The following is a 24,351-nucleotide window of genomic DNA, read 5'->3' on the forward strand; positions in this document are numbered from 1 at the left end:
AACAATTCAATTAGACGCCGTACGGAATCCAGATGTTCTTCACTTGCGACGCATGCTGCAGCACGGTGCGGCCGCATGCCTGCTTCGCATCGAACCAGTCGCGGCCCTTGCCGCCGCCAACCCAGGTGCGCTTGAGCGAATCGCTCGATAAGCGCTCGACTTCCGCGCAGCCTGCTGCCGAACCATCGTGACGCCACACCGCATCGACGTCGCCGTGCGAAGCCAGCGTGCGCGCCAGCTCATCGGCCGAGCCGGTCACGATGTTCAGTACGCCGCCCGGCAGGTCCGAGGTATCCAGCACCTGGTACAGGTCCGTCGCCGACAGCGGATGCGCTTCCGACGGCACCGCCACCACGCGGTTGCCCAGCGCAATGGCGGGAGCGACCAGCGAGATGAAGCCCAGCAGCGGGTTCTCGTTCGGGCAGATGATGCCGATCACGCCGACCGGCTCGTTCAGCGCGACGGTGATGCCGTGCATCGGCGGCTGGTGGGCCGCGCCGTCATACTTGTCGCACCATGCGGCCCAGTAGAACAGGCGCTCGATCGAGGCCTCGACTTCGCGGGCCGCGTCGCGCGAGCCGGTCTGCGCGGCGATGCGGGCGACGAATTCGTCGGCGCGGATGGCCAGGTTCTCGGCCAGGTAGTACAGCACCTGCGCGCGGTTGTGCGCGGTGGCCTTGGACCAGCCGGCCGCCTTGTGCGCGGCTTCCACGGCGTTGCGCAGGTCCTTGCGGTTGCCTTCGCCGACATCGGCCAGGAAGGAACCGTTTGCGCCGTGGATGGCGCGGCTGTAGGCGCCGTCGGGGCGGGTCTGCTTGCCGCCGATGTAGAGCTTGGCGGTGCGGTCCACCGCGAATGCGTTGCCCTCTTCCGAGGCTTTCACGCGCCCTTTTTCTGCCGCGACCGGCGCTGCAGGACGCGCGTCTTCCGACAAGGGCGTCAGGTACTCGTACATGCCTTCCTTGCCGCCTTCGCGGCCGAAACCGGATTCCTTGTAGCCGCCGAAGCCGCAGGCTGCGTCGAACTGGTTGGCGGTGTTGATCCACACGACGCCGGCCTTGATCTGCGGCGCGACGTCCAGCGCCAGCGAGATCGATTCCGACCACACGCAGGCGGCCAGGCCGTACACCGTGTTGTTCGCCAGCTGCACCGCTTCGTGCGGGGTGCGGAAGCTCATGGCCACCAGCACCGGGCCGAAGATCTCGGCCTGGGCCACGGCAGCCGAGGTCGAGGCGCCCGTGATCAGGGTCGGCAGGTACCACGAGCCGGCTTGCGGTATGTCGCAGGTCGGCTGCCACACTTCGCAGCCTTCGGCACGGGCGGACTCCACCAGGCCGTGGATGCGCTGCTGCTGCACCGGGTCGACCAGTGCCCCGATGTCGTTCGATTTGTCCAGCGGCGAGCCCACGCGCAGGTTCTGCATGCGCAGCTTGACCTTGGCGATGAAGCGGTCGTAGACCGATTCCTGCACCAGCAGGCGCGAACCGGCGCAGCAGACCTGGCCCTGGTTGAACCAGATCGAATCGACCAGGCCTTCGACCGCGGCGTCCAGGTCGGCGTCGTCGAAGACGATGAAGGGCGACTTTCCGCCCAGTTCCAGCGACAGCTTCTTGCCGGTGCCGGCAGTGGCTTTGCGGATGATGCGGCCGACTTCGGTCGAGCCGGTGAAGGCCAGCTTGTCGATGCCGGGGTGGTTGACGATGGCTTCGCCCACGGCGCCATCGCCGGTGACGATGTTCACCACGCCAGCCGGCACGCCGGCCTGCTGGCAAACTTGCGCAAACAGCAGCGCGGTCAGCGGCGTGTACTCGGCCGGCTTGAATACGATCGTGTTACCGGCGGCCAGCGCCGGTGCGATCTTCCATGCCAGCATCAGGAGCGGGAAATTCCAGGGGACGATCTGGCCGACCACGCCCACGGCGCGGTAGTCCGCGAATTCTTCCGATTGCAGCTGGGCCCAGCCGGCGTGGTGGTAGAAGTGGCGCGCGGCCAGCGGCAGGTCGGCATCGCGGGTTTCGCGGATGGTCTTGCCGTTGTCCAGGGTCTCGAGCACGGCGAACAGGCGCGAGTGCTTTTGCAGCAGGCGTGCCAGCGAATACATGACGCGTGCGCGGCCATGGCCGCCCAGTGCGACCCAGCCCGGCTGCGCACGGCGCGCGGCCTGCACGGCGCGCTCGACGTCGTCACCGGTCGCTTGCGTGACCTGCGCCAGCTCGCTGCCGTCGGCAGGATTGCTGGTGGCGAAGGTGGTCGCGGCCTCGCTCCAGGCGCCGTCGATGAACAGGCCGAAACGGCGTCCATGCTGGTCCAGCCACGCTTGTGCTTCCTTGGTGCTTTCTGGTGCGGGGCCGTAATCCATGGTCTGAAGAATCTCTTTAATAGTTGGCATGACGAATCCGTTAATCTTTAAGGTTGCGCGTGGCGATGGGCGGCCGAGTAGTTGCCGGTGACGTAGTGCTCGAGCTGGCGCTCGATGTCGGTCATCAGGCTCGAGGCGCCGATGCGGAACAGGTGCGGCTGCAGCCAGTCGTTGCCCAGTTCTTCCTTCATCACGGTCAGGTATTGCAGCGCGCTCTTGGCGGTCGACACGCCGCCGGCCGGCTTGTAGCCGACCTGGAAGCCGGTCTGCTCGTAGTATTCGCGGATCGCGCGGGTCATCACCAGCGACACGGGAATCGTCGCGTTGACGCCTTCCTTGCCGGTCGAGGTCTTGATGAAATCGGCGCCGGCCATCATGCAGACCCACGAGGCCTTGGCCACGTTGTCCAGCGTGACGATGTCGCCGGTGGCCAGGATCGCCTTCACGTGCGCGTCGCCGCAAGCCTGGCGGTAGGCCAGCATTTCGTCGTACAGCGCCTGCCAGTCCCCTAGCAACACGTGCTGGCGGGTGATGACGATGTCGATCTCGGTCGCGCCTGCAGCGACCGACAGTTCGATTTCACGCAGCTTGGTCTCCAGGCTGGACAGGCCGGCCGGGAAGGCGGTGGACACCGCGGCGATCGGCAGGCGGCCTTTCAGCACGCTCACGGCGGGCTGGATCATCTCGTGATACACGCAGACGGCGCCGGTGGTGAGGGTCTCCAGGCCCAGTGCCTGCATCAAGTCGGTGCGCAGCGGGCGCATCGCCTTCATGCACAGGCGCTCGACGCGGCCCGGGGTGTCGTCGCCGCCCAGGGTGGTCAGGTCCATGCACTGAACCGCGCGGATCAGCCACGCAGCCTGGTATTCCTTCTTGACCGTGCGGCGGTTCGCCAGGCTGGTGGCGCGGCGGTCGGCCGCGTTGCGGTTGACCTTGATGCTGTTGACCCAACCGAGGTCGAGGCCGACGGCGGTATTACGTTTGAAGTCCAGTGGCTGGGTCATAGCAGTGCGGTTCCGTTCGAAAGTGGTTTGACGCCAAGGTGCTTGGCAAGGGTGGCGCCGATGCTCGAGAAAGTGTCCGCGGTCGGCAGTTCCTGCGCGGCGACGTTCGGGCCGAAGAAGATCATCGGGATGTGCTCGCGCGTGTGGTCCGAGCCCGGCGCGGTCGGGTCGCAGCCATGGTCGGCGGTGATCACGCACAGGTCGCCGTCCTTCAGCCTGGCCAGGAATTCCGGCATGCGCGCGTCCAGCTCGTGCAGCGCGTTCGAGTAACCCGCGACGTCGCGGCGATGGCCGAAGTGCATGTCGAAGTCGACGAAGTTGACGAAGGTGAGCGACTTGTCCGGCGCGGTCTCGGTTTCTTCCAGCAGGCGGTCGAACAGCGCCATGTTGTCGACGCCCTTGACCAGCTTGGTCACGCCTTGCGCGGCGAAGATGTCGCTGATTTTACCGAGCGCGATGACCTCGCCGCCCGCGTCCTTGACGTGGTCGAGCAGGGTCGGCGCAGTGGGCGGCACGGCGTAGTCGTGGCGATTGCTGGTGCGCTTGTACTTGCCGTTCGCGCCCAGGAAGGGACGCGCGATCACGCGGCCGATGTTGTAGGGCTTGACCAGCTCGTAGGCCGCTTCGCACACTGCGTACAGGCGGTCCAGGCCGAAGTGTTCTTCGTGCGCGGCGATCTGCAGCACCGAGTCGGCCGAGGTGTACAGGATCGGCTTGCCGGTGGCAACGTGCTCGTCGCCCAGCTCGTCGATAATGGTGGTGCCCGACGCATGGCAGTTGCCCAGCCAGCCCGGCACGCTAGTGAGCGCCTGCAGCTTGTCGGTCAACTCTTTCGGGAAGGACGGCACCGTCTTCGGGAAGTAGCCCCAGTCGAACAGCACCGGCACGCCGGCGATTTCCCAGTGGCCGCTCTGCGTGTCCTTGCCGGTCGACTGTTCGCGCGCAGCGCCCCAGGCGCCCGTGAAACCGTCGCGCTTTGCAAAGCCCGCAGCCCATTCGCCGCTGGCCTTGTGCGCGGCGGCAGCCAGGCCGAGACGCTCCAGGTTCGGCAGCGACATCGGCTTGCCCTCTTTCGCGGCCCACTCGGCGATGTGGCCGAAGGTGTTGGCGCCCGTGTCGCCGTATTTGTCGGCGTCGGGCAGCGCGCCCAGGCCGAACGAGTCGAGCAGGAGGATGAATGCGCGTGACATTGGATCGCTCGCTTTCTGTTAGTTGGCAGTGCGTGGGGTCGCGCCCAGGCGCTCGATGAACGCGTGGATCAGGGTGACCAGGTCCTTGGCGGCGATGGCCGCGTATTTCAGGGTCTGCTCGTGCGACAGCGGGAAGGGGCTCAGGCCTTCGGCCAGGTTGGTGACGGCCGAGACGCCGGCGACCTTCAGGCCGCAGTGGCGCGCGGCGATCACTTCCGGCACCACCGACATGCCGACCACGTCGGCGCCGAGGGTCTTGAAGGCGCGGATTTCGGCGGCGGTCTCGAAGTTCGGACCCGGGCAGGCCAGGTAGACGCCTTCGTTCAGGGTGATGCCCTTGGCAGCTGCCGTTTCCTTGATCATGCTGCGCAGCTCGGCGTCGTAGGCATTGGCCATGCTGAAGAAGCGCGGGCCGAAGCGCTCGTCGTTCGGGCCCGACATCGGGCTGCCCGGCAGCAGGTTGATATGGTCGTTCAGGACCACGACGCTGCCGGCATCGACTTCAGGACGGAGCGATCCGGCCGCATTGGTCACGAACAGCATCTCGCAGCCGATCAGCTTGAAGGTGCGCACGGCGGAGGTCATCACGCTGGCGCCATAGCCTTCGTAGAAGTGGCCGCGGCCCTTCATGCACACGACCGGCACGCCGGCCAGCATGCCCAGCACCAGCTCGCCCGCATGGCCGTGCACGGTGCTGATCGGGAAGCCCGGCAGCTCGGCATAGCTGATCGAGACGGCGTCGGTCATCTGCTCGGCGAGCACGCCCAGGCCGGAGCCGAGGATCAGGGCCGCGCGCGGTTGAAAGCCTGGTTTGCGGGCCTTGATGACTTCTGCTGCTTCGAATGGGGTATTGCTGAACATGGTTGTTCCTTGTCGTTTGCGGAAATTCGGGAGACGGGATGAAGAGGCAGGCGCCGGAGGGTGCTACCGAGCAGTAGCACGCGGCACATATCAGCCGGAATATTATAACTATGCACGAGGGCCAATATGTATGGCAAATACCATTTTTCTTGTCGATTTATTTGTTTTAAAAATATATGATCGGGTATGTTTGCTGGCTTGGCGAGCCAGTAGCAATCGTCATTTGACACCATTCAAACAATTGTCTAGTATCAATAAACATAAGTTTAAACGATCCATCCACATCCGTGACCGAGCTGCCCAAAAAAGAACAGTTGTACGAGCTGATCCGCGCGAACCCCTTCATTTCGCAGCAGGACCTCGCCGCCCAGCTGGGGCTGTCGCGCTCGGCCATCGCCAACTACATCGCCACCCTGGTGCGCGAGCGCCGCATCCTCGGGCGCGCTTATGTGCTGCCCGACCAGCGCCCGATCCTGTGCATCGGCGCCTCCAACCTCGACCGCAAGCTGCGCAGCGTGCAGCCGCTGGCGCTGGGCACCTCGAACCCCGCCACGCAGGATGAATCCTTCGGCGGCGTGGCCCGCAACATCGCCGAGAACCTGGCGCGGATGGGCGCCCCGGTCGCCCTGATCACGGCGGTCGGCAACGACGCCTCGGGCCGCGCCCTGCTGGCCCATCTTGATGATGCCGGCATCGACACGCGCGGCGCCCTGCGCCTGGATGGCGTGAGCAGCGGCACCTATACCGCGGTGCTGGACCAGGATGGCGAGATGATCGTGGCCCTGGCCGACATGGCGCTCAACGACCGCCTCACCCCCGCCTTCCTGGCCACCCGCCAGCAGCAGCGCGCGGGCGCAGCCCTGGTGGTGGCCGACCTGAACCTGCCGCTGGAGACCATCGACGCCCTGCGGCTCGATGCGGCGCGCGACGGCGTCGCGCTGGTGCTGGTGGCGGTGTCCGAACCGAAGATGGCGCGCCTGCCCGCCAGCCTGCAGGGCCTGCGCCTCTTGATCCTGAACGAAGGCGAACTGGCGGCCCGCGTCGGCCGGCTTCTAGCCACCGACGCCGAGTTCGACGCCGCCTGCGCCGAGGTGCAGCGCCAGGGCGTACAGGACGTCGTGGTTACGCGCGGCGCGCGCGGCGTGCTGCACACCTCGCCCATCGGCGTGATGCGCCTGGACGCTCCCAAAGCCGAGGTGGTCGACGTCACCGGCGCAGGCGACGCCTTTGCCGCCGCCCTGTGCTGGTCGCTGCACAGCGGCGAAGGCGACCTGGCGCTGGCCTGCCGCCGCGGCCTGCAGCTGGCCGCCCTCACCATCGCATGCGGGCAGACCGTCTGCCCCCAGCTGGCGCCCGGCCTTTTCGACGGCCTTGCTGCCACCCTTACCGAATCCGACCTGGACTAATATGCATTCCTTCCTCCTGTTCTCGCCCGAAGTGGCGGCCGCCCGCACCGCCGGCAAACCCGTCGTCGCCCTGGAGTCGACCATCATCTCGCACGGCATGCCCTACCCGCAGAACGTGCAGACCGCACGCGAAGTCGAGCAGGTCATCCGCGACGCCGGCGCCGTGCCGGCGACGATCGCCATCATCGACGGCAAGATCTGCGTCGGCCTCTCCGAAGAGCAGCTCGAGCTGCTCGGCTCCTCGCCGGACGCCATGAAAGTAAGTCGCCGCGACCTGGCCTATGTGCTGTCGCAAGGGCGCCTGGGCGCCACCACGGTGGCCGCGACCATGATCTGCGCGCATCTGGCCGGCATCGAGGTGTTCGTCACCGGCGGCATCGGCGGCGTGCACCGCGGGGCCGAGACCAGCTTCGATATCTCGGCCGACCTGCAGGAACTCAGCCAGACCAGCGTGGCGGTGGTCTGCGCCGGCGTGAAGTCCATCCTCGACATCGGCCTGACGCTCGAATACCTGGAAACCCATGGCGTGCCGGTGGTGAGCGTCGGCCAGCCGGGCTTCCCGGCCTTCTTCACCCGCGACAGCGGCTTCCAGGCCGACTTCCAGCTCGACACGCCGGAGGAACAGGCAGCCTTCATCCGCACCAAGTGGCAGCTCGGCCTGGCGGGCGGCGTGGTGGTGAGCAATCCGGTGCCCGCCCAATATGCGATGCCCACTGAAGAAATCGACACCATCATCCAGCAGGCGCTGGGCGAAGCGAGCCGGCAGGGCGTCAAGGGCAAGGCGGTCACGCCCTTCCTGCTCTCGCGCATCAAGGAGCTGACCGAAGGCCGCAGCCTGGCGACCAACATCGCCCTGGTCAAGCACAACGCCCTGGTCGGCGCGCGCATGGCGGTGGCGCTGAACGCCCTGCCCTCGGCCTGAGTCCCGGGCCGCCATGTCGATCGACCTGAAACAGCTGCGCTACTTCCTTGCGGTGGCCGAAGAGAAAAGCTTCTCGCGCGCGGCCGAGCGCCTGCACATTTCGCAGCCGCCGCTGAGCCAGCAGATCATGAAGCTGGAAAGCGAACTGGGGGTGCGCCTGTTTACCCGCACCACGCGCAGCTTCGAGCTGACGGTGGCCGGCAAGGCCTTGATGGGCGAGGCGGCCGAGCTGCTGGCCAAGATGCGCATGACGATCGACACCATCCGCCAGATCGACCGCGGCGAAGTGGGCCGCCTGCGGGTGGGCATCGTCGGCTCGGCGATGTGGGGACCGATCCCCGGCCTGCTGGAACAGTTCCAGAGCCAGTACCCGCGCGTGACCTGGACCATCCACGAGATGGGGCCGAACGACCAGTGGGAAGCGCTGCGCGCGCGCCAGATCGACGTCGGCTTCTGGCGCGAGCCGCGCATCGAGCCGGACGTGCTGAAACAGGCCAACCTGCGCCAGGACCTGTGCTCGCGCGAAGACGTGTGCGTGGCGATCAGCGAGCGCCATCCGCTGGCCCGGCAGGACGCCATCGAACTGATCGACATCGCCCATGAGCCGATGCTGACCCTGCACCTGGACCAGTCGGCCGAGCCGCGCTACCTGATCCAGTGCTGCGTGAACGCCGGCTTCGAGCCGACGATCTTCCAGGAGGCGGCCGAACCGCAGACCCTGCTGGCCATGGTCGGGGCGGGCCTGGGCGTGGCGCTGCTGCCGCAGACCACCAGCCGCATCGGCTGGCCGGGCGTGCGCTTCCTGCCGGTGCGCAGCAATGCGCCTTCGGCCAACCTGTATATCACTTACCTGGCCCAGGACGATGCGCCGGTGGTGCGGGCCTTCCTGAACATCCTGTTCCCGGACGCCGCGCCCCAGCCGGCATGAGGCCAGGCCTCAGCCTTCCTGGCGCTTGATCTCGACCGCGACGGTATTCAGGGAAGCGATCTGGTGGCGCCGCTCGGCGGGCCGGGTCAGCACCCGCATGGTCACTTCGAGGGGAACGCCGATGCCGGCCAACTCGGTCGCGGCGCGCGGGCGCCCTTCGCTTGCGGCCTCGTGGATGGCGGCATCGATCAGCAGTGCGGTTTTATAGTCGTTTCGTCGGTCCATCCGTAAATCCTACCATTCTTTGTGCATAGATAAAGTGCCAGTGCGCGCCTGTGATATGCCGAAGCGATGAACGGCATAGTTTCCATAAAACTTCGTAAAAAGGCCAACTTTCTTTATTCTGCGTTACTTTGCGCACCGTTCGCGGCCGGATCATGGGGCAAACTCTTGTCAAAACATGAATACTTAAATAACCCCCCCTTCCACAAGGAGCACACCATGAAAAACACCACCGCTACCATTTCCGCCCTGATGCTGGCCGTCGCCGTGATGGCAACCGGCTGCAAGAAAGCCGACGACAACCCGAACATGGGTCCTGCACAGGAAGCCGGCGCTGCCGTCGACAACGCAGGCGCGAAAGTCGCTGAAGAAACCAAGGAAGCCGCACAGGCTACCGAAGCCGCTGCCGACCGCGCCGCTGCCAACGTGGACGCTGCCGCCGAAAAAGCCGGCGACAACATCCAGGCCGCCGGCGCCGAAGTGAAAGAAGAAACCAAGGAAGCCGCTGCGGAAGTCCGCCAGGCGTCGGACAAAGTGGGCGACAAGACTGGCGCCGCTCTGGAGCGCGCCGGCGAGAAGCTGCAGGAAAAGCGTTAATCCGCTTTACTGGACAAAAAAAACCGGGGCCGCGGCCCCGGTTTTTTTACGCCTGTCTTCAGTGGGTGGCGCCGCCGGCCTGGGCCACATCCTGCTCGACCGTCAGCGCGGTGTCGACCGCAATGCGGATCGCGGCAATGATCTCGCCCAGCGCCATCGACGGCGGATCGTCCGCCCGGCCTGCGGCCTGTTCCGGCAGGTAGGGCACGTGGATGAAGCCGGCCTTGAGCGCTCGCCCTGCCGTGTGGTGCATCAGCCCATAGAACACATGGTTGCACACGAAGGTGCCGGCCGTCTGCGACACGCCGGCGCGCAAGCCGGCCGCGCGCATGGCCGCGACCATCGCCTTGATCGGCAGCGTGGTGAAATAGGCCGCCGGCCCGCCGTCCTGGATGGTGCGGTCGACCGGCTGGCCGCCGGCATTGTCGAGAATCGAGGCGTCGTCCACATTGATCGCCACGCGCTCGACCGAGATCTCGGCGCGCCCGCCGGCCTGGCCCACGGCGATGACAACGCTCGGCTCCAGCTCGTCGACCATCGCGGCCAGGGCCCGGTTGGCCTCGACGAAGACGCAGGGTAGCTGGCGCACTTCTACCCGGAAGTCCGCCCCGCTCCAGCCCTCCAGGGCGCGCACGGCCTCCCATGCAGGGTTGATGGTGGCGCCGTTGAAGGGCTCGAAGCCGGTCAGTAAAACGGTTTTCATCGGTTCATCAAGAAATACAGCAGGAAGATATTCGCTACCAGGAGCGGCAGCGCGGTCGGGACCTGGGCCCGGATCACGGCATTCTTGTCGGGCAGGTCGAGCAGCGCGGCCGGCACGATATTGAAGTTGGCCGCCATCGGCGTCATCAATGTACCGCAATACGCGCTGAACATGCCGATCGCCGCCATCACCGCCGGGTTGGCGCCATACACCCCCACCAGCACCGGGATGCCGACGCCGCCCGCCATCACCGGGAAGGCCGCGAAGCCGTTGCCCATCACGATCGTGAACAGGGCCATGCCGATGCAGAACACGGCCACCGCGACGAAGCGCGAATCCATGTCGATGTACGAGGTCGTCACATGCGCCACTGCCTTGCCCACGCCCGCCTCGGTGAACAGCAGGCCGAGTACCGCCAGCATGTGCGGCAGCACCACGGCCCAGCTCATCGCATCGACCAGCCGGCGCGCCTCGCGCACGCCCTGCAGGGGCGTGGCGCGCGTCATCCAGCAGGCAGCGCCCAGGGCCACGATCGCGGCGCAGCCCAGGCTCACCAGGGTCAGGTGCTTGGGGTCGAGCAGCGGCCCGCCGCCAAGCTGCAGGTCCGAGAACAGGGTCGCGCCCAGCATGGTCACCAGCGGCAGCAGCAGCGCCGGGATGAACAGGCGGTTGCCCAGCCGCGCGGCGCTGGCCCGGCGCGCCTCTTCCGGCAACGTGGCGGGCTTGCCCGCGGCGACACCCTTGAAGCCGGCAATGAGGGCCATCAGGATCATCAGTCCGCCCACCACAGCCGGCGGCAGGCGCTCGCCGGCCAGGTAGAGCAGCGCGTACAGGCCCCAGAACAGCGCGGTCGTGTAGCGGCGCGGAGTGGTCCGGTCGCGCAGGTTCATCACGGCGACGGCCACGAACAGCAGGCCCATCAAGATATAGAAGAATTCGAGCGTGATCATGCCGTCTCCACGACCTTCGCCATCTTGCGGCGGATCTCCGCATCGAGCCGCCGCAGGTTCCATGCATGGATGACGAAGGCCGTGATCGCCGTGGGGATGCCCCACAGCGCCATGTGCAGCGGGTCGACCGCGATGCCTTCGGCGTTCAGGATGGTCTGCATCAGCACGATGGCGCCGAATGCCACGAAAATGTCTTCGCCGAAGAACAGGCCGACGTTGTCGGTGGCGGCGGACATCGCACGGATGCGGTGGCGCACGTGGTCGGGCAAAGGACCGTACTGGGTTTCGGCCGCGGCTTCGGCCATCGGCGCGACCAGCGGACGCACCATCGAGGCCTGGCCGCCCAGGCTGGTCAGGCCGGCGGCGGCCGAGGTCTCGCGCGCGAACAGGTAGACGATCAGCAGGCGCCCCGCGGTGGCCGAGCGCACTTTTGCAATCGCGGTCTGGGCGCGCTCGCGCAGGCCGAAGCGCTCCAGCAGGCCGATGGCGGCGAGCGGCAGCAGCAGGATCAGCGGCAGGTTGCGGGTCTTGACGAAGGCGGTGCCGAGCGAGGCCAGGATGGCTTCGATGGGCATGAAGGCGGCCGCGCCGGTGACGCCGCAGGCCACCACCACCACCAGCACCGGATGGGCGCGCAGCAGGAAGCCGGCGACGATGACTGCGACGCCGAGCAGCGGCCACAGGTTGACTGCAGGTTGCATGGATACTCCGGCTCAGGTGGAAAGCCGGGGAATATTACCTCATCCGCAGTGCAAATTTGCTATTGGGAATGTCAGCCCGGGCGCACCGGATTGAAGGCGCCGTCGCCCACCACCGTATTCCACTGGCGCACATGGAAGGCACGCACCAGCCCGTTGGTCACATAGGGGTCGCGCGCGGCGAACAGCTGCACCGGCTCCGGCGTATCGCAGGAGAACATCAGCACCGCCTGGTCGGCCGGTTCCACCAGGGCGCCGGCGATCACCAGTTCGCCGCGCTGCTGCGCCTCCCAGGCCAGCTGCAAGTGCGCATCGCGGAATTCGCCGCGGCGCTCGAGGTAGTCGGGGGCGAGGTCATACATGAGCAGGTAGTGCACGGGGTCTCCAGGAAGGGGCGGCGCGGGGCCGGAACGACGATGGTACTTGATCGTGCCGGCTTCTGCCGACGCAATCCGCCATGGGGCCTGCCGCGGCCGCGCCGGCATGCACCGCGCATGAATTGCGTGCAATGAGGCCTTTTCCCGACAAAGCTGGCAGTTGACTATAGGCAACATTGTGGCCGGCACGGCATAATCCCCGGCTGTCTCCCTGCTCCCTGGCCCCCATGATGAAGCCCACCCCATTTGCCTCCCTTGCCCTGCTCGGCCTGCTTACCCTGGCCGGCTGCGGCAGCCCGGAAGACCCGCCGCCCAGCGCGCATGCCAGCGTCTCCGCGCAGCGTGCGCAACTATCGCCCGCGCAGGCCCGGCTCGACACGCACCTGACCCATGCGGATGCCCGCAAGGCCGCCGTCCATCCAGGCGCCGCTTACCAGCAAGGGCAATCGGCCCTGGTCGCAAGCGGCCAGGCACTGGCGGTCGATACGAGCGACCGGGAAGCCGTGCGCCTGTTCTACAACCGCCTCTACCTGGAGCCGCCGGTCCCGATCGGATGGACCGGCAATCATGCGAGCGGCACGCCCGGCGCCACCAGCGCGGCCTTCCAGGCTTCCACCTTGCAGCGCCTGAACTGGTACCGCGCCATGGCCGGGCTGTCCGCCGCCACCACCCTGTCGGCCGAACACGGCGCCAAGGCCCAGGAAGCGGCGCTCATGATGAGCGCCAACAACGCGCTGTCGCATACGCCGCCCTCCACCTGGAAGTTCTACAGCGCCGCCGGCGCCCAGGCTGCCGGTTCGTCGAACCTGGCGCTAGGCAACACCGGTCCGGATGCGATCACGGCCTACATGCACGACTACGGCGACAACAATGCCGCGGTCGGCCACCGGCGCTGGATCCTGTATCCGCAGACCCGCAGCTTCGGCACCGGCGACGTCCCGGGTGTGCCGCCCAGCGGCGGTGCGCCCGGCATCAACGGCGCCAACGCCCTGTGGGTCTTCGACGGCAACTACGGCAGCGCCCGTCCCCGGGTGCGCGACGACTTCGTGGCCTGGCCCTCAAAAGGTTACGTCCCCTACCAGGTGGTGTTCCCGCGCTGGTCGCTGTCCTATCCCGGCGCCGATTTCACGCATGCCAGGGTCGCCGTCACACGCGACGGCCAGCCGGTCGGCGTGACGCTGGAACCGGTCGCCAACAACGCCGGCGAGAACACGATCGTGTGGCTGCTGGCCAGCAGCGCCCCGAACGGCGCCCACGCCCGGCCCGAGGCCGACCTGGCCTACCGCGTCACCGTGTCGAACGTGGTGGTCGGCGGCCAGGTGCGCAGCTTCTCCTACGACGTCACCGTGTTCGATCCTGCGGTGGCCGCGCCGAGCGCGCTCAACCCGAGCGTCAGCGCTCCCCAGAGCGTGCTCCCCGGCCAGTCCTATACGGTGCAGGTCGGCCGTCTGCCCCAGGCCACCGGCTACAGCCTGCGCAGCTGGCTGCGCAAGCCGATGGGGGCGGCGAATGCGCCCGGCTTCGATGCGGGCAACTGGACCGTCGCACATGGCGGGACCCATTCCCTGTTCAGCCCCGGCGTGCTGAACTTCTATATGGAATCGGGTGGCGCCAACATGCAGGAGCAAACGGCCGTCCTGAACCGCAAGCTGTCGATCGGATCCGCCGGCGCCAGCGTGAGCCTGACCCGCACGGTCCGGCTCACCTCGCCCAAGCAGCGCTTCCATGTGCAGGTGTCGGTCGACGACGGGGCGACCTGGAGCGACATCCATATGGAGCCGGGCCGGGTCTCGAACGTGGACGCGACCGCGCAGCTGAAGGTATCGCTGGAGCGCTATGCGGGCCGCCACGTGCGCCTGCGCCTGATGGCCGACCAGGTGGGCGAAGCCTACCTGGGGCGCAACACCGGATGGACCGTCGGCAGCATCGCGTTCGAAGGCGTCGGCGAGCTCGCCGACGAACGCGAATACCGCAGCGCCGACGGCGTGTTCCACTTCACCGGGGGCCAGCCGGGCACCTATGTGTTCAGCCCGCGCATCGAGCTGCAAGGCCTGTATTACGGCGACGACGGCATGCCGGTCCAGACCATCATCGAGGGAGCGGTCCTGCACGGCCCGCGCGCGGCCTACACGCTCACGCGCCGCGACGGCGTGCTCACCATCGTCGACAACACGGGCCTGGACGGCACCCAGACCGTGCGCAACCCATTCCGCCTCGACTTCACCGACCTCACGCTGGCCTTCGACATCGATGGCAATGCCGGCAAGGCCTACCGCCTCTACCGCGCAGCCTTCAACCGCAAGCCCGACGCGGCCGGCCTGGGCTTCTGGATCCAGTCGATGGACGGCGGCCTGGCCCTGGAACCGATGGCGCGCGAATTCGCCACCTCGACCGAGTTCGCCAGCCTGGTGGGCGCCGCGCCGACGCACCAGCAGGTGGTCACCGCGCTGTACTGGAACGTGCTGCACCGGGTGCCGGACGCCGCGGGCGCCGCCTACTGGCTGGACCAGATGGCCAGGGGCATGCGCGTCGAGCGGGTGCTGGCCGAGTTCAGCGAAAGCGCCGAGAACAAGCAGCAGGTGGCGGCCGAAGTGGAAGGCGGCATCGGCTTCACCCGGCAGTGAACCGGCGCCAAGCGTGCGTGTCCGTCTCCGCCCCTATGTCACACTGGGCGGACAGCACAACAACCGCCAGGAGAACGCCATGCACCAGACCACCATCGCCGGCCAGCCGCTGCACACGATCCTGATGGCCGCGCCGGCCGTCCTCATTCCCTTCGGCTTCATCCTCGACGCGCTGCACAGCGCCACCGGCGACGAAGACTATGCCAAGGCCTCGTTCTACAGCATGGCCGGCGGCGTGGTCGGCGGGCTGGCCGCCAGCGCGGTCGGGGTCGCGGACTACGTGGCCGACAAGCCGCAGGGCGAGGCCAAGCAGGAGACCCAGCTGCACGCCGTGCTCACCGGCGCGGCCCTGCTGGCCAGCGTCGCCAACCTGATCCTGAAACGCAGCAACCGCCAGAACAGCACCGGCGCCCTGGTGCTGTCGGCGATTGCCGCGGCCGGTACGCTGGCCAATGGCGCGGTCGGCAAGCACACGGGGGGCGAGCACGCCGAGGCCGGCGTGCATACCGACGACGACAAGGTGCGCATCGACCACACCAATGTCGACGTCGAACAGTACGTCGCCGCCGGTCCCTCCACGCTCCACCCACCGCAGTAAACAAGGGGGCCGCCAGGCCCCTGCCTGCCTGCCCGTGAACTCGCTGTTGTAATAAGCCAACTGTTCCACATCTCATCCTTATCGCTGCTCACTTAGCGAAGTGCCGCACAGAACAACTCTGTACGGCAGGGGTAGACTGGAACCATGGACACTTCAAAGAAAATGGCAGCGGGGCTCACCGGGTTTGCCAGCTTTTTGTGGCTGACGATGACGGCCGCGATCGCGGCCAACCAGCGTCGCCTGGTCTTCAATCCCTGCATCACGCCCGAAGTCGAGAGCCCGCGCAGCACCGGGCACCGCACCCGGCCCATCGTCCTGCGCGCCAAGGACGGCACCCGTTTGTGCGGCTGGCTGCTCACCCCGCTGGTCCAGGGTCCGCGTCCGGCCGTCATGTATTTCGGCGGACGCTCCGAAGAAGTCTCCTGGGTCGCGCGCGACGCCGGCAAGCTCTTCCCCGGCATGACCGTGCTGGCCATGAACTACCGCGGCTACGGCCAGTCCCACGGCGCGCCCGACGAACTGCACATGATCGAAGACGGCTGCACCCTGTTCGACTGGCTGGCCGCGCTCGGCCAGGTCGACGCGGCGCGCATCGCCGTGGTCGGCCGCAGCCTGGGTTCCGGCGTCGCGGTGCAGGTGGCGAAAGAACGCCCGGCCAATGCGGTGGTCCTGATCACGCCCTACGATTCGATCCTCGCGATCGCCAAGCGGCGCTTCCGCGTGATGCCGATCGAGTACATGCTGCGCCACCGCTTCGAGTCGATCAAGCATGCGCCTTCGCTCAAGGCCCCGACCTACGTGCTGCGCGCAGCGATGGACGACGTGGTGCCGCATTCGCACACCGACCAGCTGGTCGAGAAGCTCGCCACCCTGGTCGGCGACGACACGGTGCCGGCCTCGGACCACATGAACATCCCCTATCTCGAGGCGACCCAGGCGCTGATCGCCAGCTTCCTGACGCGCCGCTTCGCCCAGCCGGTCGACACGGCGCTGGCGCAGGCCAGCGCGCTGCTGCCTGCCGACCCGGCCACCGTGGCCGAAGTCGGCATCGAGGTCGGTCCCAAGCCGGCCGACGCGCCCATCGCGCCCGTCGCGCCTGCGATTTCCCTGCCCAGGGCGGCGCTTCCGGCCGTCCCGCCCGCTGCCGCCGAGGACAAGATCGCCGCTATTGCAAAATAATTGGCGAAAATTGTCAGCAGTTATATTTCCTTGGAATAAATTGCCAAGTAAAATCGTATTTGTCATCAATATGCGGATTGATGCATATTTGACAGGTTGCGCTGCATAGGGCCGTTTGGCCCGGTATGCGGCGCCGCGGCGCTTCCACCTCCAGGCCCAGGCCATGTGACGGCCGGGTTCTGCGACTGTGATGTTGCAACTAGGCTACATGTTTCTGGCACTGTCGAGGGAAGCAAGGCCGCGATACAAATCGTAACCCCTCATGCTGTCCTTGGCTGACACAATGCGCTTCGCATGGTCGGCCGGTTGGCTGTTGACGATGCAGCTTGCGCAGCCCGTTCCAAGCTTACCGTTGTGCCGGGTACAATATCGAAATTCCAGGAGCCTCATTCATGAAACTCAAGCAATTCACCATGACCATCGCGGCGCTGTGCGTCGCCGGCAGCGCGGCCGCAGCCCCTGCCGCACCCAAGCTCGGCATGGTCTACGATGCGGGCGGCAAGTTCGACAAATCGTTCAACCAGTCGGCCTTCGAGGGCCTGCAGCGCTTTTCCAAGGAAACCGGCGTCAAGGTGTTCGAGGCGCAAGCCAGCAGCGACACCCAGGCCGAGCAGGTCATGCGCGGCCTGGCCCGCAAGAAGCTCGACCTGATCGCCGCCATCGGCTTCTCGCAGACCCAGGCCGTGGCCAAGGTCGCCAAGGAATTCCCGAACGTGCGCTTCGTGCTGATCGACAGCATCGCGCCGGGTAACAACATCAATTCGGTGATGTTCAAGGAACAGGAAGGCTCCTACCTGGTCGGCGTCGCCGCCGCCATGGCTTCCAAGTCGAAGAAGCTCGGCTTCGTGGGCGGCATGGACATCCCCTTGATCCGCGCCTTCGCCTGCGGTTACGCACAAGGCGCCAAGGCGCAGTTCCCGAAAGCCGAAATCGTCCAGAACATGGTCGGCACCACCGCCGCCGCCTGGAACGATCCGGCCAAGGGCGGCGAGCTGGCGCGCGCGCAGTTCGACCGCGGCGTGGACGTGGTGTTCGCCGTTGCCGGCGGCAGCGGCATGGGCACCCTGCAGATGGCCAAGGAAAAAGGCAAGCTGGCCATCGGCGTCGACTCGAACCAGAACTACCTGCATCCGGGCACCATGCTGACCTCGATGGTCAAGCGCGTGGACATCGCCGTCTACGACTCCTTCATGGCGCAGAAGAACGGCACCTGGAAAGCAGGCGTCACCCACAAGGGCCTGAAAGAAGGCGGCGTGGACTGGGTGCTGGACAAGGACAACCGCAAGGTCGTCACGCCGGAAATCGAGAAGCGCGTCATGGGCGTGCGCTCGGACATCATCAACGGCAAGATCAAGGTCATCGACTACCGCGCCGCGAGCAGCTGCCCGGTCTGATCTACTCCTCTCCATGAAAAAGCGCGCCGCGCCGGTCAATCCGGCCCGGCGCGCTTTTGAATGAAGCACACCCCTTTTTACTATTGATCGCAATGCAGCCAGCCGTAGAATTTCGCAACATCAGCAAGGCCTTCGGGGCCGTGCAGGCGAACGCTGACGTCAGCTTCCCGATCGCCAAGGGCTCGATCCACGGTGTGATCGGCGAGAATGGCGCGGGCAAGTCCACCCTCATGAGCATCCTGTACGGCTACTACAATGCCGACAGCGGACAGCTCCTGATCGATGGCCAGGAGCGCACCATCCGTACCTCGCACGAAGCGATCGCGCTGGGCATCGGCATGGTCCACCAGCACTTCATGCTGGTCGAGAACATGACGGTGCTCGACAACGTCATGCTCGGCACCGAGGGCGGGTTCAAGCTGGCTGCCAAGCGCGCCGAGACGGAAAAGGCGCTGCGCGAGATCTGCGCCCGCTACCGCCTCGACGTCGACCCGCTCGCGACCATCCACGATCTGTCGGTGGGCGCCCAGCAGCGCGTCGAGATCCTCAAGCAGATCTACCGCAGCGCCAACATCCTGATCCTGGACGAGCCGACCGCCGTGCTCACCGCCCAGGAAACGGCCTCGCTGTTCGAGATCCTGAAGCTGTTCAAGGAACAGGGCAAGACCATCATCCTGATCACCCACAAGTTGCAGGAGATCATGGACATCACCGACCAGGTGACCGTGATGCGCGCCGGCCGCGTGGTGGGCGCCGTGTCGACCCGCGAGACCTCGAAAGAGCAGCTGGCCAACATGATGGTCGGCCGCCCGATCGAGGGCAACCTGCCGCGCAAACCCTACCAGCCCGGCGCGCCGGTGCTGCAGGTGTCGAACCTGCAGCTGGAAGACAAGAACAAGGTGCGGCTGCTGGCCGACATCGACCTCACGGTGCGCGCCGGCGAGATCGTCGCCATTGCCGGCGTATCGGGCAACGGCCAGAGCGAACTGATGGAAATCCTGTCGGGCATGCGCCTGCCGACTTCCGGCAAGGTGGAATTCCTCGGCAAGGAACTGCCCTACGCGCGCCGCTCCAACGCCGACGGCCTGCCCGCCGAATTCCGCGAGCTGGGCATCGGCCACGTGCCGGAAGACCGCCTGCGCGACGGCGTCATCAAGGATTTCTCGGTGATGCAGAACACCGTGTTCGGCTACCAGGACCGCGTGAAGAACAAGCTCGGCCTGTTCGACTTCGAGGCCATCGCCAAGCGCTGCGCCCACCTGCTGGAAGCCTTCGATGTACGCCCAAAGAACCCGGACCTGCGCATCGGTCTTCTCTCGGGCGGCAACCAGCAGAAGGTGGTGATCGCGCGCGAAGTCTCGGCCGCGCCGAAACTGATGCTGGTCGGCCAGCCGACCCGCGGCGTGGACATCGGCACCATCGAAAGCATCCACACCCAGTTGCTGCGCCTGCGCGACGAAGGCGTGGCCATCCTGCTGGTCTCGACCGAGCTGGAAGAAGTGCGCGCCCTGGCCGACCGCATCGTGGTCGTCTCGAGCGGACGCGTGACCGGGGAACTGAACATCGACGAATTCGACACCACCCGCATCGGCCTGCTGATGGGCGGGATGCATAAATCCTGAGCGGGTGCACACACATGAAAACCACTGAACTTCCACGCTGGGCATCCGGCTTCGTCCTGCCCGTCCTGAACCTGCTCTCGGCCCTCTTGGTCGCGGCGCTGGTCATCCACCTGCTCGGCGAAAGCCCGGTCGAGTCGCTGCAGATCCTGGTCAACAGCGCCATCGTCAATCCGGAAGGGCTGAGCTATACGCTGTTCTATGCCTCCACCTTTGTCTTCACGGGCCTGGCGGTCTCGGTGGCGATGAAGGCGGGCCTGTTCAACATCGGCGCCGAAGGCCAGATGTACCTCGGCGGCCTGGGCCTGACCCTGGCCATGCTGGCGTTCGACGCCACGCTCTCGCCCTGGCTCCTGATCCCGCTGGCGATGGTGGCCAGCGCCGTGTTCGGCGCCGGCTGGGCCTTCCTGCCCGGCTACCTGCAGGCCAAGCGCGGCAGCCACGTGGTCGTCACGACCATCATGTTCAACTTCATCGCCGCCAGCCTGATGAACTACCTGATCCTCAAGCTCATTCCCGAAGGCGACCAGAATCCTGCCAGCCGCGTGTTCGCGGAAGCGGCGTGGATGCCGCGCCTGGGCGAATGGTTCCCGGCGCTGGGCGACACCCCGCTGAACATCGGCTTCTTCCTGGCGATCGCCGCGCTGGCGATCTACGGCGTCGTGATCTCGCGCTCGGCCTGGGGCTACAAGCTGCAGGCCACCGGCCTGAACGCGCATGCGGCCCACTACGCGGGCGTGCGCATCAGCCGCATGATCATCGTCGCGATGCTGATCTCGGGCGCCCTGGCCGGCCTGGCCGCGGTGAACTCGATCCTGGGGTCGACCCACTACCTGAGCCTGAACTTCCCGGCCGGCGCCGGCTTCATCGGCATCGCGATTGCCCTGATGGGCCGCCAGCACCCGGTGGGCATCTTCCTGTCGTCGGTGCTGTTCGGCGCCCTGATCCAGGGCGGCTTCGACCTGTCGCTGGAAAAACCGAACATCCCGCAGGAGACCTTCATTTTCATCCAGGGCCTGATCATCCTGTTCTGCGGCGCGATGGAGAATCTGTACGCGCCGGCAGTCCTTAAATTGATCAACGCACGCAAGGGTTAAGCCATGGAAGACTTCCAATTCGCCAGTATCGTCGTCTCGACGATCCGCAATGCGCCGGTCCTGATCTTCGCAGCCATGGCCGGCCTGTTCGCCGAACGCAGCGGCGTGATCGACCTTGGCCTGGAGGGCAAGATCCTCGCTTCGGCCTTTGTCTCGGCCGGCGTCGCCTATGCCTACCAGGACCCGTGGCTGGGCATCGCCGCCGGCATCCTCGCGTCGAGCGTGCTGGCCATGGTGCAGGCCTTCGTGTCGATCACCCAGCGCGGCAACCAGCTGGTCGCCGGCATGGCGATCAATATCGCGATGAGCGGCCTGACCTTCGTCGTGGCGCAGTACTTCTTCCAGCAGGGCGGACGCACGCCGGAGCTGGGCGCGGCGCGTCTCACCGACATCGTGCTGCCGGGAACCGCGCTACTTGCCGACATCCCCTTCATGGGCTGGTTCTATGGCCACGTGATCGGCGGCCATACGGTGCTGGTCTATGCCGCCTTCCTGCTGCTGCCGGTGATCCACTGGGTGCTCTACCACAGCCGCTTCGGCCTGCGCCTGCGCGCCTGCGGCGAGAACCCGCATGCGGCCGACGCGGCCGGCGTGTCGGTGCAGCAGACCCGCTATGCGGCCATGCTGATCGCCGGCGTGCTGTGCTCGTTCTCGGGCGCCTACCTGTCGATCGTCCAGAGCGGCTTCTTCCTGCGCGACATGTCGGCCGGCGCCGGCTACCTGGCCCTGACGGCCATGGTGTTCGGCAACTGGCGTCCCCTGCACACGGTGCTGGGCTGCCTGATGTTCGGCTTCTTCGGCGCGGTGCAGATCCAGATCGAGGGCGTGGACCTGCCGGTGGTCGGCCGCATCCCGGGCTCGCTGATCCAGATGATTCCTTACGTGCTGACCGTGATCGTGCTGGCGGGCCTGATGGCCAAGTCGGTGGCGCCCAAGGCGCTGGGACGGCCGTTCGTCAAGTCGCGCTGAACGCTTCGGCGTGAAACAAGGGCCCGCAATTGCGGGCCCTTTTTTTTGCCTCGTGAAACTGAACGTTGCCAGACTTGTTAGCAAATGTGACGGGCGTAAGCCAATGTAAGGACGGTCAACAGCCCGGTCCGGCAAGCCGTTATTGGCAGAGGTGAAACGAACCACGTACGCCAGAAACCGAACCAGAAAGGAACTTCACATGAAGAACACTATCGCTACCCTGATCGTCGCCCTGTCCGCTACCTCGGCCTTCGCCCAGACCACCACCACGGCCACCCCGACCACCACCGCGGTGCCGACCACGACCACCATGCCGGCGACCGGCACCGGCCCGACTACGGCCACCCCTGCCATTCCTGCCACGCCGGCAGTGCCGGCCACGGCGGACACCGCTGCTACCCCGGCCGTGCCGGCCACCCCGGCCGTTCCTGCATCGGCAACCAAGGCCGACATGACCGACAAGACCGACAAGGCGGCCATGAAGCACGACAAGCACACCAAGCACGACAAGAAGTCCAAGGACGCCAAGGACGGCACCAAGTAAGTCCCCTCACCCGGGCTCACGCCCGGGTTGCCGTCGCGCGGGCCCCCGCGCGGCGGCTACTCCGTCGCCGGATCGATTCTTTCCTCCCCGCTTGCACGGCGGCTGGAGCGCTTGAAGATCCAGGCCAGCCCGACGCCTCCCGACACCCCGTTGTCCTTCACATGCAGCGGACTCTCCCGGTTGGCCGCGCCACGGTAGGTCTCGTAGCGCAGGTAGCCGAACAGCCGCAGGTCTTCGTTGATGCGGCGCGTGCCGAACAGGCCCAGGCGCGTCAGCAACAGTCCGGCATCGGCCGCATAGGCCGGCCTTCCCGCCCGCGCAAACTGCGGCGCCACTTCATAGAAATGCCGGTTGATCTTGCGGTCGCCCACGACCACCGAAACATTTCCCTCCAGCGACCACAGCCCCCGCTCTCCAGCCAGCTCATAGGCCAGGCGCGGTTCAAAGGTATAGCCGCGATGATGCAGGCCGCTTCTCGCCTCGATCACTGCGCGCAGCGGCAGTTCGGCGCGCAGGCTGCGGTTGCCGCCCAGGTCCGCCAGCTTGACCTTCAGGCGCGGGCCGAACTCCACCAGCGGACCCAGGTCCGGCATGCCCGCGCGCTCGTCGACATCGTCCGAGTCCGAGGGCAGCGCGCCGGCAAAGCCGACATCGAGCTCGACCCGGTCGCTGCGAAACACCCGCGCCGCGATGCCGGAGCGGTCCGCACGCAGTACCTTGCCGCGGTAGACGATGTTGGGGAAGACCAGCAGCCGGGATTCGCGCTCGTCGGCGCCCGGGTAGGCAGGGGTGGAGATGGCGGCGGCGCCCAGGCCGATTTCCCAGAGCGGCAGGCCGCGTTCGGGGTCGGTTTGGGCAAGGGAAGCTAGCGGCAGCAAGCAGGCAGCGCAGCAGGCTGCCCTGGACAGAAGGGTCATGGTCCTGGATCCGGTTCGGTGGGTGAACCGGATTCTATCCAAGACCAGCTGCAGGGCGCGCCGCGCACGTGGCGTGCGCGCGGCCCCGCGGGCAATGCTGGAAGCGGATCAGGTCTTTTCCGGCCAGATCGCCTGCAACAGCGCCGCCAGGTTGTACCCGCCCTTGATCAATTGCTGCTTGGCGATCTCCGAGCTCGGCACCGGGTAGTTGGCCGGCACTTCCAGCGCAAAGGTGTAGTAGGTCTCGCCCTTACGGCTGGTCTGCGGAACCAGCTTGCCCGGCACCACGCCCTCGAAGGCCTGCTTGGCCACGAACAGCGAGTGGTTGGCCCACGCATACGGTGCGACGATCGGGTCGCCCTCGATCTTCGGGATCTGCATGTTGTTGCCGATGACCTTGGTGGCGAACTGGTCCGGGGTCTTGGTCTGGATGCGGCGGAAGGCGTAGTCGACCGTGGTGCTGTCCCAGTACGAGTGGAAGGGCTTGGTCAGCGCCTTCGGCACGCCTTCGCGCACCGGCATCGGCTCGCCGGGGCCGATCAGGCCATCGGCCAGCGAGGTGATCTTCGCGTCGTCCAGCAGCAGGTTGTTGCTGCCGCGCGAATCGAAGATCGCCACTTCGTTGACGTCGGCCTGGCTGGCCGGCACCACGAACTTGCTGTCCTTGCCGACATAGGCCGCGCCCACGTGCAGCGGCTGGTGGATGTCGCCGGCGAAGTGGGCGATCAGGATAAGGGCCTGGCGCTTGGTGAACTTGTGCGGGTTCAGCGCAGGGTCGGTCTTGCCCTGCAGGACCGCGATGCACTGGCGCAGGGTCTGGACGATGTCCACGCCCGTGCGGCCCACGCCGTGGTCGTCGTAGTGGTCCTGCTGGAAGGGCACGTTGGTGTAGTGGTACTTGTCGTGCTGCGGATTGGCGTTGACGTAGTCGACCATCTCGGCAGTCTGCTCGCCGCAATAGGTGCCCTTGACGCAATCGGCCCAGTTGGCCACCAGCTCGAGCGACTCGCCCGGCTTGAGCAGCAAAGCGATCTCCTTCTGCGCCTTGGTGCCCTTGAGCAGCTTGTCGGCGATGGCGCCGATGGCCTTGTGGCCGTCGCGGCCCCAGGCCATGGCGTCGAAGGAGGCGAATGCGCTGGTGAGCGCGAGTACGACTGCGAGTTTTTTCATGGTCGATCCTTGTTGGACAGTAC

At 66.4% G+C, this 24,351-nt stretch carries 23 protein-coding genes; 12 read left to right on the forward strand and 11 right to left on the reverse strand.

Translation table 11 applies throughout. The annotated features are described in order from the left end of the window. Window positions 1–10: 10 nt before the first annotated feature. The 4 genes from AC3XQU_RS12705 to xapA are packed head-to-tail and all read right to left on the reverse strand — an operon-like array spanning window position 11 to window position 5,414. Complete coding sequence (locus tag AC3XQU_RS12705; protein WP_489874518.1) at window positions 11–2,389, reverse strand: aldehyde dehydrogenase family protein; 2,379 nt, start codon at window positions 2,387–2,389, stop codon at window positions 11–13. Between the two features lie 17 nt (window positions 2,390–2,406). Further along, entirely contained in the window at window positions 2,407–3,363 is a 957-nt protein-coding gene (gene deoC, locus AC3XQU_RS12710; protein WP_489874519.1) for a deoxyribose-phosphate aldolase, read from the reverse strand. Continuing rightward, window positions 3,360–4,553 (reverse strand): phosphopentomutase, encoded by a 1,194-nt coding sequence (locus AC3XQU_RS12715; protein WP_489874520.1) that lies wholly within the window; start codon window positions 4,551–4,553, stop codon window positions 3,360–3,362. The genes deoC and AC3XQU_RS12715 overlap by 4 nt, the downstream gene beginning before the upstream one ends. Window positions 4,554–4,571: 18 nt before the next feature. After that, window positions 4,572–5,414 carry a xanthosine phosphorylase gene (gene xapA, locus AC3XQU_RS12720; RefSeq protein WP_489874521.1) on the reverse strand — a complete coding sequence of 281 codons (843 nt, stop codon included), beginning with the start codon at window positions 5,412–5,414 and terminating at the stop codon, window positions 4,572–4,574. A gap of 287 nt (window positions 5,415–5,701) precedes the next feature. Between xapA and AC3XQU_RS12725 the strand changes: the two genes are divergently transcribed. From AC3XQU_RS12725 to AC3XQU_RS12735, 3 genes are read left to right on the forward strand one after another with little or no spacing between them, the layout of a single operon-like run. Continuing rightward, complete coding sequence (locus AC3XQU_RS12725; protein ID WP_489874522.1) at window positions 5,702–6,820, forward strand: carbohydrate kinase; 1,119 nt, start codon at window positions 5,702–5,704, stop codon at window positions 6,818–6,820. A 1-nt stretch (window position 6,821) separates the two neighbouring features. Continuing rightward, on the forward strand, window positions 6,822–7,742 hold the full coding sequence (locus tag AC3XQU_RS12730; protein WP_489874523.1) for a pseudouridine-5'-phosphate glycosidase: 921 nt from the start codon (window positions 6,822–6,824) through the stop codon (window positions 7,740–7,742). A gap of 13 nt (window positions 7,743–7,755) precedes the next feature. Beyond that, a complete protein-coding gene (locus tag AC3XQU_RS12735) occupies window positions 7,756–8,670 on the forward strand; it encodes a LysR family transcriptional regulator (protein WP_489874524.1) in 915 nt (304 codons plus the stop codon). 9 nt (window positions 8,671–8,679) lie between these two features. Here the strand turns inward: AC3XQU_RS12735 and AC3XQU_RS12740 are convergent, their stop codons facing one another. Next, window positions 8,680–8,895: a hypothetical protein gene (locus tag AC3XQU_RS12740; RefSeq protein ID WP_489874525.1), complete on the reverse strand. Its 216-nt coding sequence runs from the start codon at window positions 8,893–8,895 to the stop codon at window positions 8,680–8,682. 216 nt (window positions 8,896–9,111) lie between these two features. Between AC3XQU_RS12740 and AC3XQU_RS12745 the strand changes: the two genes are divergently transcribed. Further along, window positions 9,112–9,489: a hypothetical protein gene (locus tag AC3XQU_RS12745; protein ID WP_489874526.1), complete on the forward strand. Its 378-nt coding sequence runs from the start codon at window positions 9,112–9,114 to the stop codon at window positions 9,487–9,489. Between the two features lie 58 nt (window positions 9,490–9,547). On the opposite strand, the gene pcp is transcribed toward AC3XQU_RS12745, so the two are convergent. From pcp to AC3XQU_RS12765, 4 genes are all read right to left on the reverse strand, one after another. After that, window positions 9,548–10,192 carry a pyroglutamyl-peptidase I gene (gene pcp, locus AC3XQU_RS12750; RefSeq protein WP_489874527.1) on the reverse strand — a complete coding sequence of 215 codons (645 nt, stop codon included), beginning with the start codon at window positions 10,190–10,192 and terminating at the stop codon, window positions 9,548–9,550. Beyond that, window positions 10,189–11,142, reverse strand: coding sequence for a DUF979 domain-containing protein (locus AC3XQU_RS12755; protein WP_489874528.1), 954 nt, complete (start codon window positions 11,140–11,142; stop codon window positions 10,189–10,191). Before AC3XQU_RS12755 ends, pcp begins: the two co-directional genes overlap by 4 nt. Next, on the reverse strand, window positions 11,139–11,843 hold the full coding sequence (locus AC3XQU_RS12760; protein ID WP_489874529.1) for a DUF969 domain-containing protein: 705 nt from the start codon (window positions 11,841–11,843) through the stop codon (window positions 11,139–11,141). Before AC3XQU_RS12760 ends, AC3XQU_RS12755 begins: the two co-directional genes overlap by 4 nt. 71 nt (window positions 11,844–11,914) lie before the next feature. Next, on the reverse strand, window positions 11,915–12,217 hold the full coding sequence (locus AC3XQU_RS12765; RefSeq protein WP_489874530.1) for a YciI-like protein: 303 nt from the start codon (window positions 12,215–12,217) through the stop codon (window positions 11,915–11,917). Between the two features lie 227 nt (window positions 12,218–12,444). Between AC3XQU_RS12765 and AC3XQU_RS12770 the strand changes: the two genes are divergently transcribed. The 8 genes from AC3XQU_RS12770 (at window position 12,445) to AC3XQU_RS12805 (ending at window position 22,241) form a co-directional block, all read left to right on the forward strand. After that, on the forward strand, window positions 12,445–14,841 hold the full coding sequence (locus AC3XQU_RS12770; RefSeq protein ID WP_489874531.1) for a DUF4214 domain-containing protein: 2,397 nt from the start codon (window positions 12,445–12,447) through the stop codon (window positions 14,839–14,841). Window positions 14,842–14,854: 13 nt separating this feature from the next. Next, window positions 14,855–15,439 carry a DUF2231 domain-containing protein gene (locus AC3XQU_RS12775; RefSeq protein ID WP_489874532.1) on the forward strand — a complete coding sequence of 195 codons (585 nt, stop codon included), beginning with the start codon at window positions 14,855–14,857 and terminating at the stop codon, window positions 15,437–15,439. A 144-nt stretch (window positions 15,440–15,583) separates the two neighbouring features. Further along, window positions 15,584–16,618, forward strand: a complete 1,035-nt coding sequence (locus AC3XQU_RS12780; RefSeq protein ID WP_489874533.1) for an alpha/beta hydrolase — start codon at window positions 15,584–15,586, stop codon at window positions 16,616–16,618. 392 nt (window positions 16,619–17,010) lie between these two features. Then, a complete protein-coding gene (locus AC3XQU_RS12785) occupies window positions 17,011–18,012 on the forward strand; it encodes a BMP family lipoprotein (protein ID WP_489874534.1) in 1,002 nt (333 codons plus the stop codon). 92 nt (window positions 18,013–18,104) lie between these two features. Beyond that, the gene (locus AC3XQU_RS12790; protein WP_489874535.1) at window positions 18,105–19,634 is read left to right on the forward strand and encodes an ABC transporter ATP-binding protein; all 1,530 of its coding nucleotides are present in this window, start codon (window positions 18,105–18,107) and stop codon (window positions 19,632–19,634) included. A gap of 14 nt (window positions 19,635–19,648) precedes the next feature. Next, window positions 19,649–20,728 (forward strand): ABC transporter permease, encoded by a 1,080-nt coding sequence (locus AC3XQU_RS12795; protein WP_489874536.1) that lies wholly within the window; start codon window positions 19,649–19,651, stop codon window positions 20,726–20,728. Window positions 20,729–20,731: 3 nt separating this feature from the next. Beyond that, on the forward strand, window positions 20,732–21,697 hold the full coding sequence (locus AC3XQU_RS12800; protein ID WP_489874537.1) for an ABC transporter permease: 966 nt from the start codon (window positions 20,732–20,734) through the stop codon (window positions 21,695–21,697). A 199-nt stretch (window positions 21,698–21,896) separates the two neighbouring features. Continuing rightward, window positions 21,897–22,241: a hypothetical protein gene (locus AC3XQU_RS12805; protein WP_489874538.1), complete on the forward strand. Its 345-nt coding sequence runs from the start codon at window positions 21,897–21,899 to the stop codon at window positions 22,239–22,241. Between the two features lie 56 nt (window positions 22,242–22,297). Here the strand turns inward: AC3XQU_RS12805 and AC3XQU_RS12810 are convergent, their stop codons facing one another. Beyond that, a complete protein-coding gene (locus AC3XQU_RS12810; protein ID WP_489874539.1) occupies window positions 22,298–23,158 on the reverse strand; it encodes a MipA/OmpV family protein in 861 nt (286 codons plus the stop codon). 108 nt (window positions 23,159–23,266) lie between these two features. Next, complete coding sequence (locus AC3XQU_RS12815) at window positions 23,267–24,328, reverse strand: S1/P1 nuclease (RefSeq protein WP_489874540.1); 1,062 nt, start codon at window positions 24,326–24,328, stop codon at window positions 23,267–23,269. Window positions 24,329–24,351: the final 23 nt, after the last annotated feature.

The sequence above is a fragment of the Telluria sp. AZSoR62 genome (assembly GCF_058111565.1).

Bases quoted from the DNA above. Each gene is read 5' to 3' on its own strand.
- AC3XQU_RS12705 (WP_489874518.1), bottom strand. From the start codon at position 2,389: ATGCCAACTATTAAAGAGATTCTTCAGACCATGGATTACGGCCCCGCA.
- deoC (WP_489874519.1), bottom strand. From the start codon at position 3,363: ATGACCCAGCCACTGGACTTCAAACGTAATACCGCCGTCGGCCTCGAC.
- AC3XQU_RS12715 (WP_489874520.1), bottom strand. From the start codon at position 4,553: ATGTCACGCGCATTCATCCTCCTGCTCGACTCGTTCGGCCTGGGCGCG.
- xapA (WP_489874521.1), bottom strand. From the start codon at position 5,414: ATGTTCAGCAATACCCCATTCGAAGCAGCAGAAGTCATCAAGGCCCGC.
- AC3XQU_RS12730 (WP_489874523.1), top strand. From the start codon at position 6,822: ATGCATTCCTTCCTCCTGTTCTCGCCCGAAGTGGCGGCCGCCCGCACC.
- AC3XQU_RS12735 (WP_489874524.1), top strand. From the start codon at position 7,756: ATGTCGATCGACCTGAAACAGCTGCGCTACTTCCTTGCGGTGGCCGAA.
- AC3XQU_RS12740 (WP_489874525.1), bottom strand. From the start codon at position 8,895: ATGGACCGACGAAACGACTATAAAACCGCACTGCTGATCGATGCCGCC.
- AC3XQU_RS12745 (WP_489874526.1), top strand. From the start codon at position 9,112: ATGAAAAACACCACCGCTACCATTTCCGCCCTGATGCTGGCCGTCGCC.
- pcp (WP_489874527.1), bottom strand. From the start codon at position 10,192: ATGAAAACCGTTTTACTGACCGGCTTCGAGCCCTTCAACGGCGCCACC.
- AC3XQU_RS12755 (WP_489874528.1), bottom strand. From the start codon at position 11,142: ATGATCACGCTCGAATTCTTCTATATCTTGATGGGCCTGCTGTTCGTG.
- AC3XQU_RS12760 (WP_489874529.1), bottom strand. From the start codon at position 11,843: ATGCAACCTGCAGTCAACCTGTGGCCGCTGCTCGGCGTCGCAGTCATC.
- AC3XQU_RS12770 (WP_489874531.1), top strand. From the start codon at position 12,445: ATGATGAAGCCCACCCCATTTGCCTCCCTTGCCCTGCTCGGCCTGCTT.
- AC3XQU_RS12780 (WP_489874533.1), top strand. From the start codon at position 15,584: ATGGACACTTCAAAGAAAATGGCAGCGGGGCTCACCGGGTTTGCCAGC.
- AC3XQU_RS12785 (WP_489874534.1), top strand. From the start codon at position 17,011: ATGAAACTCAAGCAATTCACCATGACCATCGCGGCGCTGTGCGTCGCC.
- AC3XQU_RS12790 (WP_489874535.1), top strand. From the start codon at position 18,105: ATGCAGCCAGCCGTAGAATTTCGCAACATCAGCAAGGCCTTCGGGGCC.
- AC3XQU_RS12795 (WP_489874536.1), top strand. From the start codon at position 19,649: ATGAAAACCACTGAACTTCCACGCTGGGCATCCGGCTTCGTCCTGCCC.
- AC3XQU_RS12800 (WP_489874537.1), top strand. From the start codon at position 20,732: ATGGAAGACTTCCAATTCGCCAGTATCGTCGTCTCGACGATCCGCAAT.
- AC3XQU_RS12805 (WP_489874538.1), top strand. From the start codon at position 21,897: ATGAAGAACACTATCGCTACCCTGATCGTCGCCCTGTCCGCTACCTCG.
- AC3XQU_RS12810 (WP_489874539.1), bottom strand. From the start codon at position 23,158: ATGACCCTTCTGTCCAGGGCAGCCTGCTGCGCTGCCTGCTTGCTGCCG.
- AC3XQU_RS12815 (WP_489874540.1), bottom strand. From the start codon at position 24,328: ATGAAAAAACTCGCAGTCGTACTCGCGCTCACCAGCGCATTCGCCTCC.